Below are 15644 nucleotides of genomic sequence, written 5' to 3' on the forward strand. Positions count from 1 at the left end.
GTCCCCCGCCTAAAGATCCGCGCCGGCGGCCGACAGGCCGAACGAGCGCACGATCATCGCCACATCCTCGGCCTGCGCCCCGACCAGCACATGCTCCAGCGCACTGGCCTGCGCCAGCGCGGGGTCGCACACATGCGCCGCCGCAACGCGCCCGTCCAGAATCCGCACCCAATACCAGACCGCCCCGCGCGGCCCCTCCGCGCAGCCCACGCCCTCGCCAACACCCGGCAGCGTCCGCGCCACAGCCGGCGCGCTGCCTGCCGCCGCCCGCAATACCCGTGCGACGCTGCCCAGTTCCGCCAGCCGAAGGTCGATGCGCGCCGCCACATCCCCACCACGCCGCACCCCGCTATCCAGCCACTCGCGCCGATAGCCCGGCACCAGCCGACGCAGATCCTCCTCGCGCCCCGACGCCCGGCCAACCACGCCGCCCACGCCCAGCGTCCGCGCCACCAACTGTTCCAGCACACCAACGCCGGCAACGCGCATCTCCAGCCCCGGCCAGGCCCGACACCGCACCAGCCGGTCCCGAGCCGACTCCAGCAGATCCGCCACCCCGACCGCCATGGACGCCGCCGCATCGTCCATCGCCGGATCACCCGCGCCGCCAGGGCCGACGCAATCCATCAGCAGCCGATGGCCGCCAACCCGGCCACATCGCTCCAGAATCGCTTCGCGCACCCGCTCGCATTCCGCCGCCAGCGCCCCCGCCCCCGCCGGCCGCGCCACGCGCGACAGGTCGAGCAGATGGGTCGCCGCCCGCTCGATTTCCGCCAGCAGCACGCGCGAGCGCGTCGTGGCGATATCGGCCGCCTGCCCCGTCGCATTTTCGATCGCCCGGCACAGCGCCGATTGATGGGCGACCGACGCACCCGCGACAACCCGCCCGGCCAGGCGGACGGCCCCAGCCGCATCCAGTCCCGACAACCGCGCCGCCACGCCGCGATGCGCATAGCCCAGACGCCATTCCGCCTGCCCGACCGCACCGCCGCCATCCAGCGCCAGCCGCAGATGACCGGGCGCATGATGCCCGCCATCGGCCGGGCCGCTGCCCAGAATCATATGGTCCGCCGGCACCGGCCGAAAATCCGGCGGCTCGGGCGGCCAGGCGACCGGGCCAGGCCGGTCGCTCAACGGCCAGGTCGCACTCCACAGTCCCTGATCCAGCCATGGGCGCGAATCCCGCGCGTCCATCGCCGAGAATCCCCACAGATCCTGCATGCAACGCTCGAACGGCGCGGCGGCGGGGCGCACCGGAGACAGCCCCAGATACCGGCCGCCATAGGGTTCGACACTCGCCACCAGCGGGCGTTCCCCACCATCGAGGAACAGGGCATGCACATCCCGCCCATCCGCCCACAGGGTCACGAACGGCAGCGGATCATGCCGCAGGGCCTCGACCAGATCCCGCCAGCCGTCCTCATCCAGCCGAAAGCGCCACGCCCCCGCTTCAGCCTCGCCGCGCCGGATCAGCCCGGCGGCAGTCCGTGGCAACGGATCGGCATCGGCCCGAACCGTCATCGCCACCCCCACAGCACCACCACCAGACCAGCCAGCAGCAACGCCGCCACGCCACGCCCCAGCCATCCTGTCCGAAAGGCACCGCCAACAGCCCCCGGACTACCGACCGCCACGCCAACCGCCACCGGCAACACCAGCAGCGGCGCCGCATCGCACAACGCCACCAGCGTCAGCACAAATCCCCCGAACGGCAGGAACGGCGCATGAACCAGCGGCGCCGCCCAACCGAACGCCACGTCCTGCCGCGCCAGCGGCCCCATCAGGGCGACCGACAACATCAGGGCCACCAGCCCTGCCTGACCGGCGCCCCCGCCGGCCCCGGCCGCCATCGCCCCCAGGCCGATCATCAATCCCACCGACAGCCGCCCCCGCCGTCCCGCCGGCGCAACGCGGATCGACAGCGCCATCAGCCACACCGTCACCAGCCCCAGCGCCATCACCCCCATCCGGTCAGGGCCTTCCGCCAGATGGCGCAGCACCGGCACGGCGGTCATGACCGGCGCCAGGGCCATGGGCGCCACGGCATCGCCCGCCGCCAGCACGACCGGCGCGGCAGGCCCCAGCCCCGCCACGGTCCCCAGCCCCAGCGTCAGCAACAGCCCGCCCAGCCCCTCCAGCCGCCCCGCCGCGTCAGACGCCGCCAGCAGCGCGGCACCGGGCACCGCCAGCAGGGTGCCGGACAGGCTGAGGCGAAAGAGGTCCCACCCCGCCCGCGCCGCACCGCGCGTCACGGCGGTCGCCAGCGCCACCAGCATCGCCACCCCGCCGATGGCAACGGCGCCGGAGAGCGGATCGGCGCACGCGGTGGCGGCAACCGCGCCGCCGGCCAGCCCGTGGGTCAGCACGCGCGTTCCCCGCCGACCCGGCGCCGCGTCGGCCGACAGGCTGGCCACGAACAGCGCCACCAGCGGCAGGGGCAGCAGAAGCCCCAGCGGACCAGACGGCACGGCAAACGGGGTCGCCGGCCAGACGCTCCGCGCCGCCACCGCCAGAACGGCCAGCACCAGCCCGATCCCAGAAAGCCCGATGGCCGCCGCCCGCGCCGAAGCCGGCGAACAGGCGGCCAGCACGCCCATCGAAAGGAACGGCCAGCACAGCGCCAGCGGCATCAGCACCGGCAACGACAACACTGGCAACGACAGCATCGGGGACGAAACGGCGGCCATGCTCACGTCAGTTCCCGCCCCCAGGCAATACGGCGCAGGCAGACGAAGGCGACCAGCAGCAGCGCCCCCTGCAAGGCCACCGCCCCCGCCAGCACCGCGTCCCGCCCGCCAAGGCCGGCCAGCAGCAGCAATCCATTCACCGCCCCCGCCAGCCCCGCGCACTGCCCCACCACCGAACGCCGGATCGCAGCAGCCAGAACCCCGCAGAGAATAGCCACCAGCGCCGCGATCAGATCCGGCCGGCTCACGGCATCGACCAAACCGCGCGGCACCGCCAGCACGGCCAGGATCGTCAGCATCAGGCCCCCACCGACCCCCGATATCCGCTCCCCCGGCATCGGTGCCCGATCCTCCAGCCGCGCCAGCCCCCAGACAAGCGCCGCCGTCCCCGCCACCACGAACAGCGCCGCCAGACAGGGCCGCACCGGCGCACCATCATCCAGCGCCCCCGCCAGCAGCGTCAGGACCACAAGCCCGGCCTGCCAGGGCAACGCCCAACGCAGGCCCGACAGCACGACAGAGGCCGCGATCAGCAGGCCGGGAAGCGGCGATGCCATCACACGCCCTCCTGGTCCGCGAACAGCACCACCACCGCCAGCGTCGCAAACAGCAGCGCCAGCACCAGCCGGCCGCGCGTTCCCCGCACCGAGCCCATCACCACCACCCGCGCCACGACAATTCCGGCACAGATCACCCCCGTCCGCACCAGCCACGCCACAATGGCGCCGGGCAGCGACATTGCAGCCGGCAACAGACCACCTTCCTGCAGCATCGCCAGCCCTCCCGGCCACGCCAGGTCGCCCGCCAGCGTGATCCAGGCCATCAGCATCAGATCCCGCGCCAGTTCCATGGCGGCACGGCCGCGCCCGCCCAGATCGACCATCCGCTCCGCCGCGCGCGCCTCATCGCCCGGCCCGATATCCGGCCCTGCCAGCAGCAGGGCGAGGGCCATCAACATGGCCGACACCCGCCCGCTCCCCATGTCAGGCTCGCGCAGGCGCGTCAGCAGGGCGTCAATCCCCCCATGCCCGGTCGCCATCACCGCCGCGGCCACTGTCAGCGGAAAAACCGCCTGCATCACCACCAGCGCCGCCGTGTCGCCGGCCGCCGCCAGCCCGGCCCGTGCGCCACCCGGCTCCAGCGCCGCCAGCAGCGGCAGCAGGCGGGCCAGCACCAGCAGGCCCGCTACCGTCAGCAGGTCCGAAAGCCCGGCCCCCGGCAGGCCCAGCGCGAAGGAAGGCACCAGCAGACAGGCCGCCAGCGCGACCGCCAGCGCCATCGCGGGCACGATCTCCACCCCGCCGGCCGCACGCACCCCATGCCGGCGCGCGCAGGACAGGATCAGCCGCCAGCGCGCCAGTACCGGCAGCCCCTCCCCGCCACCAACCCGCGCCACGCCGGCCACCAGCCCCCCCCGCACGAGCGGCGCACAGGCGACCATCAACACAAGATGCACGGCCAGCAGCGCACTCCCGGCCACCACAATCACCACCCACGACATCATCGCGAATGGCCCCATATCCGGAGCAGCGCCGCCACGGCCAACCACAGCAGCACCAGCCCCATGGCATGGCGCGACACCCAGGCCACCCCAACCTCCATCAGCACCGATACCCGCCTCCCGCCATCCCGGCCCCAGCGGACCACCCGCCGGATACGCCGCGACACCGCACGCCGCCCCATGCCCCACGCCAGCACACCGGCAAACTGCGCCGGGCCGGCCTGCGCCACCGGCTCGCCGAACGGCATCCAGGGCGGCGATGGCGGCGCCCCCTCCATCCAGGCCGGCGCCGGGCGCGACGGCACCGTGTTCCCCAGACGCGACAATGCCAGCACCAGAGCACCCGCCAGCGCCAGCAGCGCGACAATACCAGCTGGATACAGCACGCCGCCGCCCCCCGGCGCGGCAAGAGCCAGCCAGTCCGGCCGCGCACCGGACGGAATCGGACCCTTCAGGCCAGCAGCAGCCCAGCCAGCCCCCCGCGTCAGCCACAACCAGACCCCAGGCACCAGCACCACGCTCACAGCCCCACCCAGGCAGGCCGCCGGCACGGCCAGCCGCCCCGACGCGGGGTCGGTCGCACCGGCCGCACGCGGTGTGCGCGGCCGGCCCAGCACCAGACAGGCCAACAGGCGCACCGCCGCCAGGATCAGCAATCCACAGACCAGCCCCACGCCGGCCAGTACCGCCAGCAGCGGCATCGCCCCCGCCAGCCCCTCGGCGCGCGGCAGCGCCAGCAGCGACTGCACCAGCAGCCACGCCACCGCAAACCCGCCGGAGGGCGGCAGCGCACACACCCCGGCCAGCGCCAGAGCCAGCATGGCCGACGCCTTCGGCATCAGGGCCGCCAGCCCCCCGACACGCGCCAGACCCAGCGAACCCGCCGCCTCGGCCATCTGCGCCAGGGTCAGGATGGCGGCCAGAACCGCCAGCCCCACCCCACCCACCAGCAGCATCAGGCCACGAAATGCCCCCAGCGCCAGCAACGGCAGGTCATCCGCGCGCCCGGTGACCACCAGCCCCACCAGCACCAGCGCCATGCCGCCCCATCCGTTCAACAGGCCGGCCACCACCCGTCCGGCATCGCGCGCCCCCCTGGCCCGCCAGCATCCCGTCAGCGCCAGCACCAGCCCCGCAACGACCACGCCACCGCCCCACATGGCGCCGACCGGCTCCACCGGCCAGTCGACCAGCATCCGCACCGCAAGGCAGAGTCCGACCGCCAGCCCGGCCAGATGCGCCACCCCGGCGGGCGCCCCATGCCGCGCGCCGGACAATGGCCGCAGCGACAGCCCCATCAACGCCGAAGCGGCCAGCAGAGCAGGAAGCGGCAGCACGATCAGCCGCCAGCCGCCCGAACCCGACAGCAGCGCGGTCGCGACCGCAACGCCCGCACTCCCCCAGGCCACCATGCCACGCGGCACGGCGCCCTCGGCGCGCAGGAGAGGCAGCAACCCCGCCGCGCCGATACAGAACAGGACAGGATTGCCGGTACCGACCGTCAGCGCCGCCCCCGCCAGCACCGGCCCCCGCGCCCCCGAGGCCAGACCGGCCACCGACAGCATCATCACGAAGGGCAGCGAGAGCGCATCGACCCGCAACAGGGCCACCGGCCCCACTGGGGAGCCCGCCATCAGGGCCGACCCAGGTGGCAGACAGGCCATCGCCAAAGCCAGCACGAGAGCCAGCCCCCACCCCGCCCGCGCCGCCTGGGGCACCGCGAACCGGGGCATCAGGCCGTCCAGCAGCAGCACCGACAGCACAAGCATGAGAAACAGCGGCAGGATGGCCCCATCCCCGAATCACGGGTCCGATCGAGCCCGCATCAAACCACGCCGTTCAGATCATGGCGAGAGGGACCTTGCGGCGCGGCGGCGGGATCGACCGGTCGATCGCGTCCAGGTCATGCTGTGTCAGCACCAGTTCGGTCGCCGCGACATTCTCGCGCTGATGGTCCGGACTGCCCGCCTTGGGGATCGCCAGCATCCCAGGCTGCCGCAGCACCCAGGCCAGCGCCACCTGAGCGGGCGTGGCTGGCCCCAGACTGGTCTCGTGCTCCCCCGCGATCCGCTGCAACACCGGCTGGCGCAGCAGGTCGCCGCCCTGCCCCAGCGGAGAATAGGCCATGGTCACGATGGCGCGCCGCCGGTCCGCCTCCAGCAGATCGAACTCCACCCCGCGATAATCCAGGCTGTAGAGAATCTGGTTGGCGGCACAGGCCCCCGGCGCGGCAACCCGCGCCAGATCGTCCAGGTCCCCGATATCGAAATTCGACACGCCCCAGGCGCCGATCAGCCCTTCCCTCTTGAGCTGCTCGAAGGCCCCGACCGTTTCCTCCAGAGGCACGCCCCCTCGCCAGTGCAGCAGATACAGATCGATCCGGTCGGTACCCAGCCGCCGCAGCGATGCCCGGCAACGCTCCGCCACCCCGGCACGCGAAGCGTTGGACGGCAGGATCTTCGTAACCAGGAAAACCTCGTCCCGCCGCCCGGCGATCGCCTCGCCCACCAGCCGTTCCGACCGCCCGGCGCCGTACATCTCGGCGGTATCGATCACCCGCAGCCCCCTATCCAGGCCCAGCCGCAGGCTGGCGATCTCCTGCGCGCGCCGCTCGGCACGATCACCCAGCGCCCAGGTGCCCATTCCCAGCGCCGGCAGGCACATGCCACCGGGAAACGTGACGGAAGTCATCATGCCGCGCGCTCCTCCTCGCAAGTTCCCCAGACAAGTTCCCCAGACAAACGTCCCGGAGACCGATGATCTTCGGGCATCGAGGGGAAGCACGTCCGGACCCGCCTTTCAGCGGCCTCCCCGGCTCCATCCCTTCGCCTGCTGCCGCCAGTAGACCAGCGTGTGCCCGGCCTCGCGGGCAATGGTCCACCGCTGGCGGGCCGCTTCCACGGCCTCCGGGTCGCCACCATCGAACAGATCGAACACCCGCTCGAACGCAGCGGCGTCGGGGCAGTTCACCCCATCGATCAGGAACAGGTAGGTCGCCCCGTTCGGCACGTCCTCCCCCGCCGTCAGCCAGATGGGCTGCAACGCCCCATGCCCCATCGCGGCGCTGCCATGCGGCAGCCAGAGCGGATCGGTGGAGCGCCACAGGGCCTCATCCATCGCCTTGACCCGCTGCGCGTCGCCACAGCGCAGCACGGCCCGCCGCCCGGCCTCCAGCGTCCGGCCCAGCAGGGCCGGCAGCGCCTGGTCCACACTGGTCCGCGTCAGGTGATAAAAGCCGATCTCCGCCATAGCGCGCCGCGATCCCGCCTCAGCCCCGCATCACCCTTCGTGATTTTCCCGCACGAAGCGGTCCAGCAGGCGCACGCCGAAGCCCGTCGCCCCCTTGGGCGTGCAATGCACGGTCTTCCTGGCCCAGGCGGTGCCGGCAATGTCCAGATGCGCCCAGGGCACATGGTTGACGAAATGCTCCAGGAACTTGGCGGCGGTGATCGAACCGCCCGGCCGGCCGCCGACATTCTTGAAATCGGCGATATCCGAGCGCAGCGCCTCGTTGTAGGCATCCGACAGCGGCATGCGCCACAGAAGCTCGCCCGTTTCCTCGCCCGCCGCGACCAGCCGTCCGGCCAGCGCGTCGTCATTGGCGAACAGGCCGGCATATTCATGCCCCAGCCCGACGACGATCGCCCCGGTCAGCGTCGCCAGATCGACCATCAGACGCGGCTTGAAGCGGTCCTGCACGTACCACAGCACGTCGGCCAGTACTAGCCGCCCCTCGGCATCGGTATTGATCACCTCGACCGTCTGCCCCGAACAGGTCCGCACCACATCGCCCGGCCGCTGGGCATTGCCGGCCAGCATGTTCTCCACCAGCCCGACCGCGCCCACGACATTGACCCGCGCCTTGCGACCGGCCAGCGCCGCGATCAGCCCCACCACGGCCGCCGCCCCGGCCATGTCGGTCTTCATCTCCTCCATGCCACCGGCCGGCTTGATCGAGATCCCGCCGGAATCGAAGGTCACGCCCTTGCCGACGAAAGCCAGCGGCGCCGAATCGTCCCCGGCGCCGTTCCAGCGCATCAGCACCGTACGCGGCGGCGCATCGCTGGCCTGCGCGACGCCCAGCAGCGCACCGAACCCCAGTTCCGCCATCGCGTCGCGATCCAGGATCTCGATTTCGACCCCCAGATCGCGCAACGCCTCGATCCGGGTCGCGAATTCGGGCGGACGCAGCACATTCGCGGGCTCGCTGACCAGATCGCGCGCCAGATAGACCCCCCGCGCCACGGCCAGCAGGTCCGCCGACGCCGCCTCCGCCAGGGCAACGTCGGGGGTGAGGATCGTCAGGTCCGTCAGGCGCCAGCGCGCATCCTCGGTCAGCCGCGTGTGGTAGCTGTCGAAGCGGAAGGCGGCCAGCGTCGCCCCCTGGGCGACATGGGCCACCAATTCGGGCGCGACACCATCGGCCGCGATCCGCGCGGTCGTGGTCAGCTTGCCCAGCGCCGTGACGGCGGCGGCCGCCGCGTTCTCCACGGCGCGGGCACCGATCTCGGCAATTTTGCCCAGCCCGACCAGAAGAACCCGGTCAAACCCGCCCCCCGGCGCCAGCAGCATGCAGGTCCGGCCGGCACCGAATACGAACGACGCCGCCGCGACCGCGCGCTCCAGCGCGCCACCAGTCGCCCGGTCGGCCGCGAGATAGGACGCCGGCCGTGGCCCATCCTCCGGCACCAGGATGGCCAGAACACCATCGACGGGAAGAGTGATGTCGGAAAAGCCGGTCTGCAACATGGCGCTGAATACTCCGCAACGATCGGTCGGACAGGGTGGCGCCCTGGCCCCGGAACAGGTGCCGCAGCATGCCGCATGCCGGCCCGTCTGTCCAAAGCGCACCCCCGAGCGATGCCGCCGAAAGGCCGGGGACGCAAGAAAAGGCGCATGACGCGCGGCCGCGAGTAAGCTAATTCCATGAACCCATGAACCGTTCCTCCCTGCTTCATCCCGGCGACGATATGTTGCTGGATCTCGCGACCCGGCTGGCTGACGAGGCCGCCGAACTGATCCGCGTGATCCGCGCGCGCGGGTTCGAAACCGTAACCAAATCCGATTCGTCCCCGGTGACCGAAGCCGACCACGCGGCCGAGGCCCATATCCTGGCCGGCCTGCGCGCCCTGGCGCCGACCATCCCGGTGATCGCCGAGGAAGAGGCCGCCGCCGGCGTGCGCGTCGAGGCAGGCCACACCTTCTGGCTGGTCGACCCGCTGGACGGCACGCGCGAGTTCGCTGCCGGCCGGGACGATTTCACCGTCAATATCGGCCTGGTCCGCGACGGTCGCGCCGTGCTCGGCGCGGTCGCCCTGCCGGCCTACCACCAGCTTTACGCCGGCCACGTCGCCACCGGCGCCCGCCGCATCGACGCGCACGGCACGCACGCCATCCACGCGCGCGCCGTCCCCCCCGAAGGGCTGACGGTGCTGGCCTCGCGCCATTACGCCGACGACCCACGGCTGGCCTCGTTCCTGGGCGGCCGGCGGATCGCCCATCTGGGCAATATCGGCTCCGCCGCGAAATTCATCCGCGTGGCCGAAGGCGCGGCCGACCTGTATCCCCGCCTGGGCACCACGATGGAATGGGACACCGCCGCCCCGCAGGTGATCGTCGAGGCCGCCGGCGGCAGCGTCACCATGATGGATGGCGAACCGCTGCGCTACGGCAAGCCCGACTGGCGCAACCCGCACTTCGTCTGCGCCGGAAAGCGGGAGCCATCAGGCGCGTGACACGTTATGATCGGCGGCAAAACGGGCGGGTAGACGGGAGATGACGGAACGTCTGGAAGCAAACGAAGCGGGCATCTCCCGCGCGGCGGAGCTGCTGCGGGCAGGCGGCCTCGTGGCGTTCGGGACGGAGACCGTCTACGGGCTTGGCGCCGACGCGACCAGCGATACCGCCGTGGCCCGCATCTTCGCGGCGAAGGAACGCCCGCGCTTCAACCCCCTGATCAGCCATTTCCCCGATGCCGAAGCCGCCTTCACCGAGGCCGTGGCCGATGATCTCGCACGCCGCCTGGCCGACCGGTTCTGGCCCGGCCCGCTGACGCTGATCCTGCCGCGCCAGCCGGATGGCACGATCTCGGACCTCGCCGCCGCCGGCCTGCCGTCGGTGGCCGTCCGCGTACCGCGCGGCACGGTCACGGCCGCCCTGCTGCGCGCCACGGGGCGCCCGGTCGCGGCACCTTCGGCCAACCTGTCCGGCAAGGTCAGCCCGTCCGACGCCTATCACGTCCTGCGCGGCCTGACCGGCCGCATCGACGCGGTGCTGGATTCCGGCCCCTGCCCGGTCGGGGTGGAAAGCACGGTGCTGGACCTCACGGGCACCGCCCCGGTCCTGCTGCGCCCCGGCGGCGTCACGATCGAGGCCCTGGCCGAAATCTGCGGCCCGATCTCGCATCCCGACGACTACACCGACACGCTGCCGGTCTCGCCGGGCCGGATGGCCTCGCACTACGCCCCCTCCCTGCCCGTCCGTCTCGACGCGCAGGAGGTCGGCGCCGACGAAGCCCTCCTGGCCTTCGGGCCGGAACTGCCAGGGGCCGGGCTGGTCTGGAATCTCAGCCCCTCGGGCACGGTGGACGAAGCCGCGGCCCGCTTGTTCGCGGGCCTGCGCTTTCTGGACAGCGAGGGCGCGCGGCGTGGCCTGACCCGCATCGCCGCGATGCCGATCCCCCGCGCCGGCCTGGGCCTGGCCATCCGCGACCGCCTGCGCCGCGCCGCCTCGCCGCGCCCCGCATGATGCGCTATCCGTCCACAACCGCTTGCCCCGAACCCCGTGATCCGCCGCCATGAGCGACAAACTCGATCCCAAGGAACTCAAGATCCTGGCGGACATCCTGGCACTGGTGCTGGAAGACCACCCAGGACAGTCCGCCAACGCCCTGGACGCCATCCGCAATCGCGCCCGCCGCAACGGCACGACCGGCGGGGCACTGAAGAACCTGTTCACCGCGCTCGCGCCCAACCCGCCCGCGCGCCCGCCGCCGCGCCCGCGCGCATCCCGCGCCGCCTCCGGGGCCGCCGCCGAGGAAATGCAGGCCGCGCGGACGCGGATTCTGCAACTGACCGAAAGCATCAACCGGCTCGACCTCGACCTGCGCAGCGCACGGGCGCGCAATGAGGAACTGCGATCGCAGCTCTACCTGACCCAGCAGGCGCGGGCCGAGACACAGGCCGCCCTGTCCGTCATGCGGGCGCGCCCCGCGCAGCGCCGGCGCTCGGTCGTCGCCCTGGCCTTCGCCGTCGGCGCCCTCGTCGGCGCGATCGGCATGGGCATGGTCCGCGCGATGGACGTGCCCGCCGTCCCGTTCAGAACGACCGCCCTGAACTGACCGACGGACCAGACCGGCGGACCTGATCCACAGATTCGGACGGCGCGCGTGCGAAAGATTGCCACGCCCGCCATTCTGTCCCAAGACAGGCCCCCACAAGACAGGCACCGCCGCCTCCCGCGCCGACCCGCCATCGACCACCGGAACCCCGTCATGACCGCTCCCCAGTCCTCCGCCCCCCCGACCGCCGATCTGCTGGCCCGTCTGGCGGCGCTGCTGGGGCCGTCCGGCATCCTGACGGACAGTTCCGACATCGCGCCCTACTGCACCGACTGGCGTTCGCTCTATCACGGGCGTGCGGCGGCCGTCCTGCGCCCGGCCGGCACGGCCGAACTGGCCCAGGCCGTCGCCCTCTGCGCCGAAGCCGGCGTCGCGATGGTGCCGCAGGGCGGCAATACCAGCATGGTCGGCGGCGCCACGCCCGACGAAAGCGGGCGGGACATCGTGGTGTGCCTGTCGCGGATGAACCGCGTACGGCGGATCGACCCGCTGGACCACACCATGGAAATCGAGGCCGGCGTCACGCTCAAGGCGGCGCAGGACGCGGCGCGCGACGCCGGCCTGATGCTGCCGCTCTCCATCTCGTCGGAGGGCTCGGCCCAGATCGGCGGCGTGCTGGCCACCAACGCGGGCGGCAACAACACCGTGCGCTACGGCAACGCGCGGGAGCTGGTGCTGGGGCTGGAAGTCGTGCTGCCCGATGGCAGCGTCTTCAACGGCCTGCGCCGGCTGCGCAAGGACAATACCGGCTACGCGCTGCGCCAGCTCTTCGTGGGGTCGGAAGGCACGCTGGGCTTCATCACCTCGGCCATCCTGCAATTGCAGCCCCAGCCCCGCGCGGTCGAGGCGGCGCTCTGCGCGGTGGCCGACGCCAGCGCGGCCCTGACCCTGTTCGCCGCCTTCCGCGACCAGGACCCGGCGCTGATCCAGGCGTTCGAATATATGTCGGGCGCCGGCATGGAGCTGGTCACGCGGCTGGTGCCCGGCGCCAGCCTGCCGCTGGCCGAAGCCGCCCCGGCCTACGTGCTGGTGGAACTGGCAACCCCACGCCGCAACGCCGACCTCCGCGCGGCGCTGGAGGACGTCCTGGCCGGCATGTTCGAAGCCGGCACGGTCAGCGACGCCGTCATCGCCGAAAGCGAGGGGCAACGCCTGGCGCTGTGGAAACTGCGCGAGGAACACGCCGAGGCCCAGCGCAGGGCGGGCGCCAGCGTCAAGAACGACGTCTCGGTTCCCGTCTCGCGCGTGCCCGAGCTGATCGACCGCGCCAGCGCCGCCTGCGCGGCGCTGATCCCGGGCATCCGCCCCGCGCCGTTCGGCCATATCGGCGACGGCAACATCCATTTCAATCTGGTGCAGCCCGAGGGCATGGACCCGGCGGACTTCCTGGCGCAGGATCACCGGATCATGGATACGGTCGCCGCCATCGTGCGCGAACTGGATGGCTCCTTCTCGGCCGAGCACGGGGTCGGGCGCCTGAAGCCCTACATGATGCCAGACTGGCGCGGGGACGCCGAACTCGCCACCATGCGCCGGATCAAGGACGCGATCGACCCCCACGGACTGATGAACCCGGCAACGCTGTTTCCTCCCGCGGGCTAGGGCCGTCGCGGGCCGACGCACCGGCGCGTTTCCGGTTCCTTAATTTTCCACAAGCATCTTCCCCCGCGCCGGCGCCCCCATCGGGACGGAAGCCGCCTCAACCGGCCCCCTCGTCCCGACGACCGGGAACCGGCGGCCCGGATAGCCGTAACGGTCGCACCACACCGGGGACGCAGGGCTTTTCACCATATCCTCCGGGGAGCTACACAGACCTATGTCGTTCGCCCGATCCGCAACAAGACGTCCGTCAAGGGCGCACCTGCCGATGCTCGACCGCTACGTCCTGCGGCAGCTCCTGATGGCACTGGCGGCGACGACGGGCGGCCTCGCGGCCCTGATCTGGCTCACCCAATCGCTGCGTTTCGTGTCCCTGGTCGTCGAACGCGGCCTGTCGCTGCGGGTCTTCGTCGGCTTGACCAGCCTGCTGGTCCCCTCCTTCGTCGCCATCATCCTGCCGATCACGACCTTCGTGGTGGTGCAGTTCGTCTATCAGCGTCTGGCGACCGACCGCGAACTGACGGTCATGCGCGCGGCCGGCCTGTCGCCCTTCCATGTGGCACGGGCCGGCCTGCTCTGCGCGGGCGCGTCGGTGATGCTCTGCCTGGTCCTGAATGTATGGATCGTCCCGCAAGCCTTTCACGCGTTCAAGCAATATGAATTCCAGATCCGCAACCGCATCGCGGCCTTCATGCTCCAGGATGGCGTCTTCACCCCCCTGTCCAGCACCATGACCGTCTATGTCCGCTCCCGCGATCATGACGGCACGCTGCACGGCATCATGGTCGAGGACGACCGCCAGCCCGACAATCCTTCGACCATCCTGGCCGAGCGCGGCACGATGCTGATCGTCAACGACCAGCCCCGCGTGGTCCTGTTCGACGGGTCGCGACAGGAAATCGATCGCCGGACCGGCCGGCTGAACGTCCTGACGTTCGCCCGCAACACCATCGACCTGACCGCCCCCCGAGACGAGCAGATCCGCTATCGCGACTCCAGCGAGATGTCGCTGCATGAATTGCTGCATCCCGATCCGCGCGAGGTCTCCGCCCGCGATCGCGGCAAGTTCGCGGTCGAGGCATGGCGGCGGCTCACATCGCCCTTCACCGCGTTCTCGTTCGCGATGATCGGACTGGTCAGCGTGCTGCGCGGCACGTTCTCGCGGCACGGCAACATCCTGCGCCCGTTCACCGCGATCATGAGCGTGGTGTGCCTGCTGGCGCTCAGCCTGATGGTGCAGAACCTGGCCGGCCGCAATCCCGGCCTGGTCCCCCTGATGTGGGTCGAGGCGATCGTCCCCGGCGCCCTGTGCGCGATCGTGCTGTTCCTGCCCGAATGGCGGCTGCGGCAACGGGCGAGGGCCGCGTCGCGCATGGCACCGGCCGCGCCGGGTCAGGCACCCCGGCCATGACCGTCTCGGTTACCCTCTCCTTCTACATCGCCCGTCAGTTCACGCTGGCGGTCATGGCGATGATCCTGTCGCTGACCGGCCTGGTCTCGCTGTTCGATTTCATCGACCTGCTGCGCCGGGTCGCGACGCGCCCGAACGTCCCCACGCGCCTGGTCAGCGAGATCGCGCTGCTGCACATTCCCTATTTCACGATCGAAATCCTGCCGTTCGGCGTACTGCTGGGCGGGATCGTCTGTTTCTGGCGCCTGACCCGGTCGTCCGAGCTGATCGTGGCACGGGCGGCCGGCATTTCCGCATGGCAGTTCCTGACCGGCCCGCTGGCCTGCGCCCTGCTGATCGGCGCCCTGGCCACCGGCGTGCTGTCGCCCCTCTCCTCGATCATGTACCGCCGGGCCGAGACCCTGGATCATGTCTATCTGCGCAGCGGCGGCCCGCTGAACCTCGCCGACGGCGCGCTATGGATCCGCCAGGCCGACCAGGGCCTGACCCCCCACGGGGTGGCGATCCTGCATGCCCGCAACGTGCATCTGCGGGACGGCGTCCTGCAGATCAGCGGCATCAGCCTGTTCCGGCTGGACGAGGCCGACCGCATGATCGTCCGCGTCGAGGCCCCCAGCGGGCACCTGGGCGACGGAGAATGGGTGCTGGACGACACGCATACCATCCGGCCCGACCGCCTGCCCGTCCAGGTGGGGCGGTTCACGCTGCCGACCGACCTGACGCTCACGCGCGTGCAGGAAAGCTTCGCCTCGCCCGACACGCTGTCGGTCTGGGCGCTGCCGGGCTTCATCACGCTTCTGGAGCGTTCGGGCTTTTCATCCATCCGGCACCGGCTGCATTTCCAGTCGCTGCTGACGCTGCCCATTCTGGCGGGCACCATGGCCCTGGTCGCGGCCGGTTTTTCGATGCGTCCGACCCGACGCGGCGGGGTGGCGCGCATGGTCGGCGGCGGCGTGGCCGCCGGCTTCGCATTGTTCACACTGTCCAAAGTCGCGGCGCAATTCGGGGAATCCGGCGCCATGCCGCCGATTCTGGCCGCCTGGGCCCCGACCGGAGCGGGTCTCTGCCTTGCAGTTTCGCTGCTGCTTCATCTAGAAGACGGATGAT

The 15644-nt window shown here is 71.5% G+C and carries 14 protein-coding genes; 6 read left to right on the forward strand and 8 right to left on the reverse strand.

Annotated elements, in window-relative coordinates; translation table 11 throughout:
- Nucleotides 1–9: 9 nt before the first annotated feature.
- From HLH25_RS00465 to HLH25_RS00500, 8 genes are all read right to left on the reverse strand, one after another.
- Nucleotides 10–1521, reverse strand: coding sequence for an NADH-quinone oxidoreductase subunit D-related protein (locus HLH25_RS00465; protein ID WP_182972405.1), 1512 nt, complete (start codon nt 1519–1521; stop codon nt 10–12).
- Entirely contained in the window at nt 1518–2687 is a 1170-nt protein-coding gene (locus HLH25_RS00470) for a hypothetical protein (RefSeq protein WP_246400885.1), read from the reverse strand. Before HLH25_RS00470 ends, HLH25_RS00465 begins: the two co-directional genes overlap by 4 nt.
- Nucleotides 2688–2689: 2 nt before the next feature.
- On the reverse strand, nt 2690–3244 hold the full coding sequence (locus HLH25_RS00475) for a hypothetical protein (RefSeq protein ID WP_182972193.1): 555 nt from the start codon (nt 3242–3244) through the stop codon (nt 2690–2692).
- Nucleotides 3244–4191, reverse strand: coding sequence for a hypothetical protein (locus tag HLH25_RS20450; RefSeq protein WP_220791612.1), 948 nt, complete (start codon nt 4189–4191; stop codon nt 3244–3246). The genes HLH25_RS00475 and HLH25_RS20450 overlap by 1 nt, the downstream gene beginning before the upstream one ends.
- Nucleotides 4188–5957 (reverse strand): hypothetical protein, encoded by a 1770-nt coding sequence (locus HLH25_RS00485; protein ID WP_182972195.1) that lies wholly within the window; start codon nt 5955–5957, stop codon nt 4188–4190. The genes HLH25_RS20450 and HLH25_RS00485 overlap by 4 nt, the downstream gene beginning before the upstream one ends.
- Before the next feature lie 70 nt (nt 5958–6027).
- Nucleotides 6028–6882: an aldo/keto reductase gene (locus tag HLH25_RS00490; protein ID WP_182972196.1), complete on the reverse strand. Its 855-nt coding sequence runs from the start codon at nt 6880–6882 to the stop codon at nt 6028–6030.
- A 105-nt stretch (nt 6883–6987) separates the two neighbouring features.
- Nucleotides 6988–7437: a DNA polymerase III subunit chi gene (locus tag HLH25_RS00495; protein WP_182972197.1), complete on the reverse strand. Its 450-nt coding sequence runs from the start codon at nt 7435–7437 to the stop codon at nt 6988–6990.
- 30 nt (nt 7438–7467) lie between these two features.
- Complete coding sequence (locus tag HLH25_RS00500; protein ID WP_182972198.1) at nt 7468–8937, reverse strand: leucyl aminopeptidase; 1470 nt, start codon at nt 8935–8937, stop codon at nt 7468–7470.
- Nucleotides 8938–9122: 185 nt separating this feature from the next.
- Between HLH25_RS00500 and cysQ the strand changes: the two genes are divergently transcribed.
- The 6 genes from cysQ (at nt 9123) to lptG (ending at nt 15643) form a co-directional block, all read left to right on the forward strand.
- A complete protein-coding gene (gene cysQ / locus HLH25_RS00505) occupies nt 9123–9923 on the forward strand; it encodes a 3'(2'),5'-bisphosphate nucleotidase CysQ (RefSeq protein WP_182972199.1) in 801 nt (266 codons plus the stop codon).
- 40 nt (nt 9924–9963) lie between these two features.
- Nucleotides 9964–10935 (forward strand): L-threonylcarbamoyladenylate synthase, encoded by a 972-nt coding sequence (locus HLH25_RS00510; protein WP_182972200.1) that lies wholly within the window; start codon nt 9964–9966, stop codon nt 10933–10935.
- A 49-nt stretch (nt 10936–10984) separates the two neighbouring features.
- Complete coding sequence (locus HLH25_RS00515; protein WP_182972201.1) at nt 10985–11527, forward strand: hypothetical protein; 543 nt, start codon at nt 10985–10987, stop codon at nt 11525–11527.
- Nucleotides 11528–11680: 153 nt separating this feature from the next.
- Entirely contained in the window at nt 11681–13129 is a 1449-nt protein-coding gene (locus tag HLH25_RS00520; protein WP_182972202.1) for an FAD-binding oxidoreductase, read from the forward strand.
- A 265-nt stretch (nt 13130–13394) separates the two neighbouring features.
- Nucleotides 13395–14537, forward strand: a complete 1143-nt coding sequence (lptF, locus tag HLH25_RS00525; RefSeq protein WP_246400734.1) for an LPS export ABC transporter permease LptF — start codon at nt 13395–13397, stop codon at nt 14535–14537.
- Nucleotides 14534–15643, forward strand: coding sequence for an LPS export ABC transporter permease LptG (gene lptG, locus HLH25_RS00530; protein ID WP_182972204.1), 1110 nt, complete (start codon nt 14534–14536; stop codon nt 15641–15643). Before lptF ends, lptG begins: the two co-directional genes overlap by 4 nt.
- The last annotated feature ends 1 nt before the right edge of the window (nt 15644 follow it).

This window comes from Gluconacetobacter dulcium, assembly GCF_014174165.1.
In the GTDB taxonomy this organism is placed as follows: Bacteria; Pseudomonadota; Alphaproteobacteria; order Acetobacterales; family Acetobacteraceae; genus Gluconacetobacter; species Gluconacetobacter dulcium.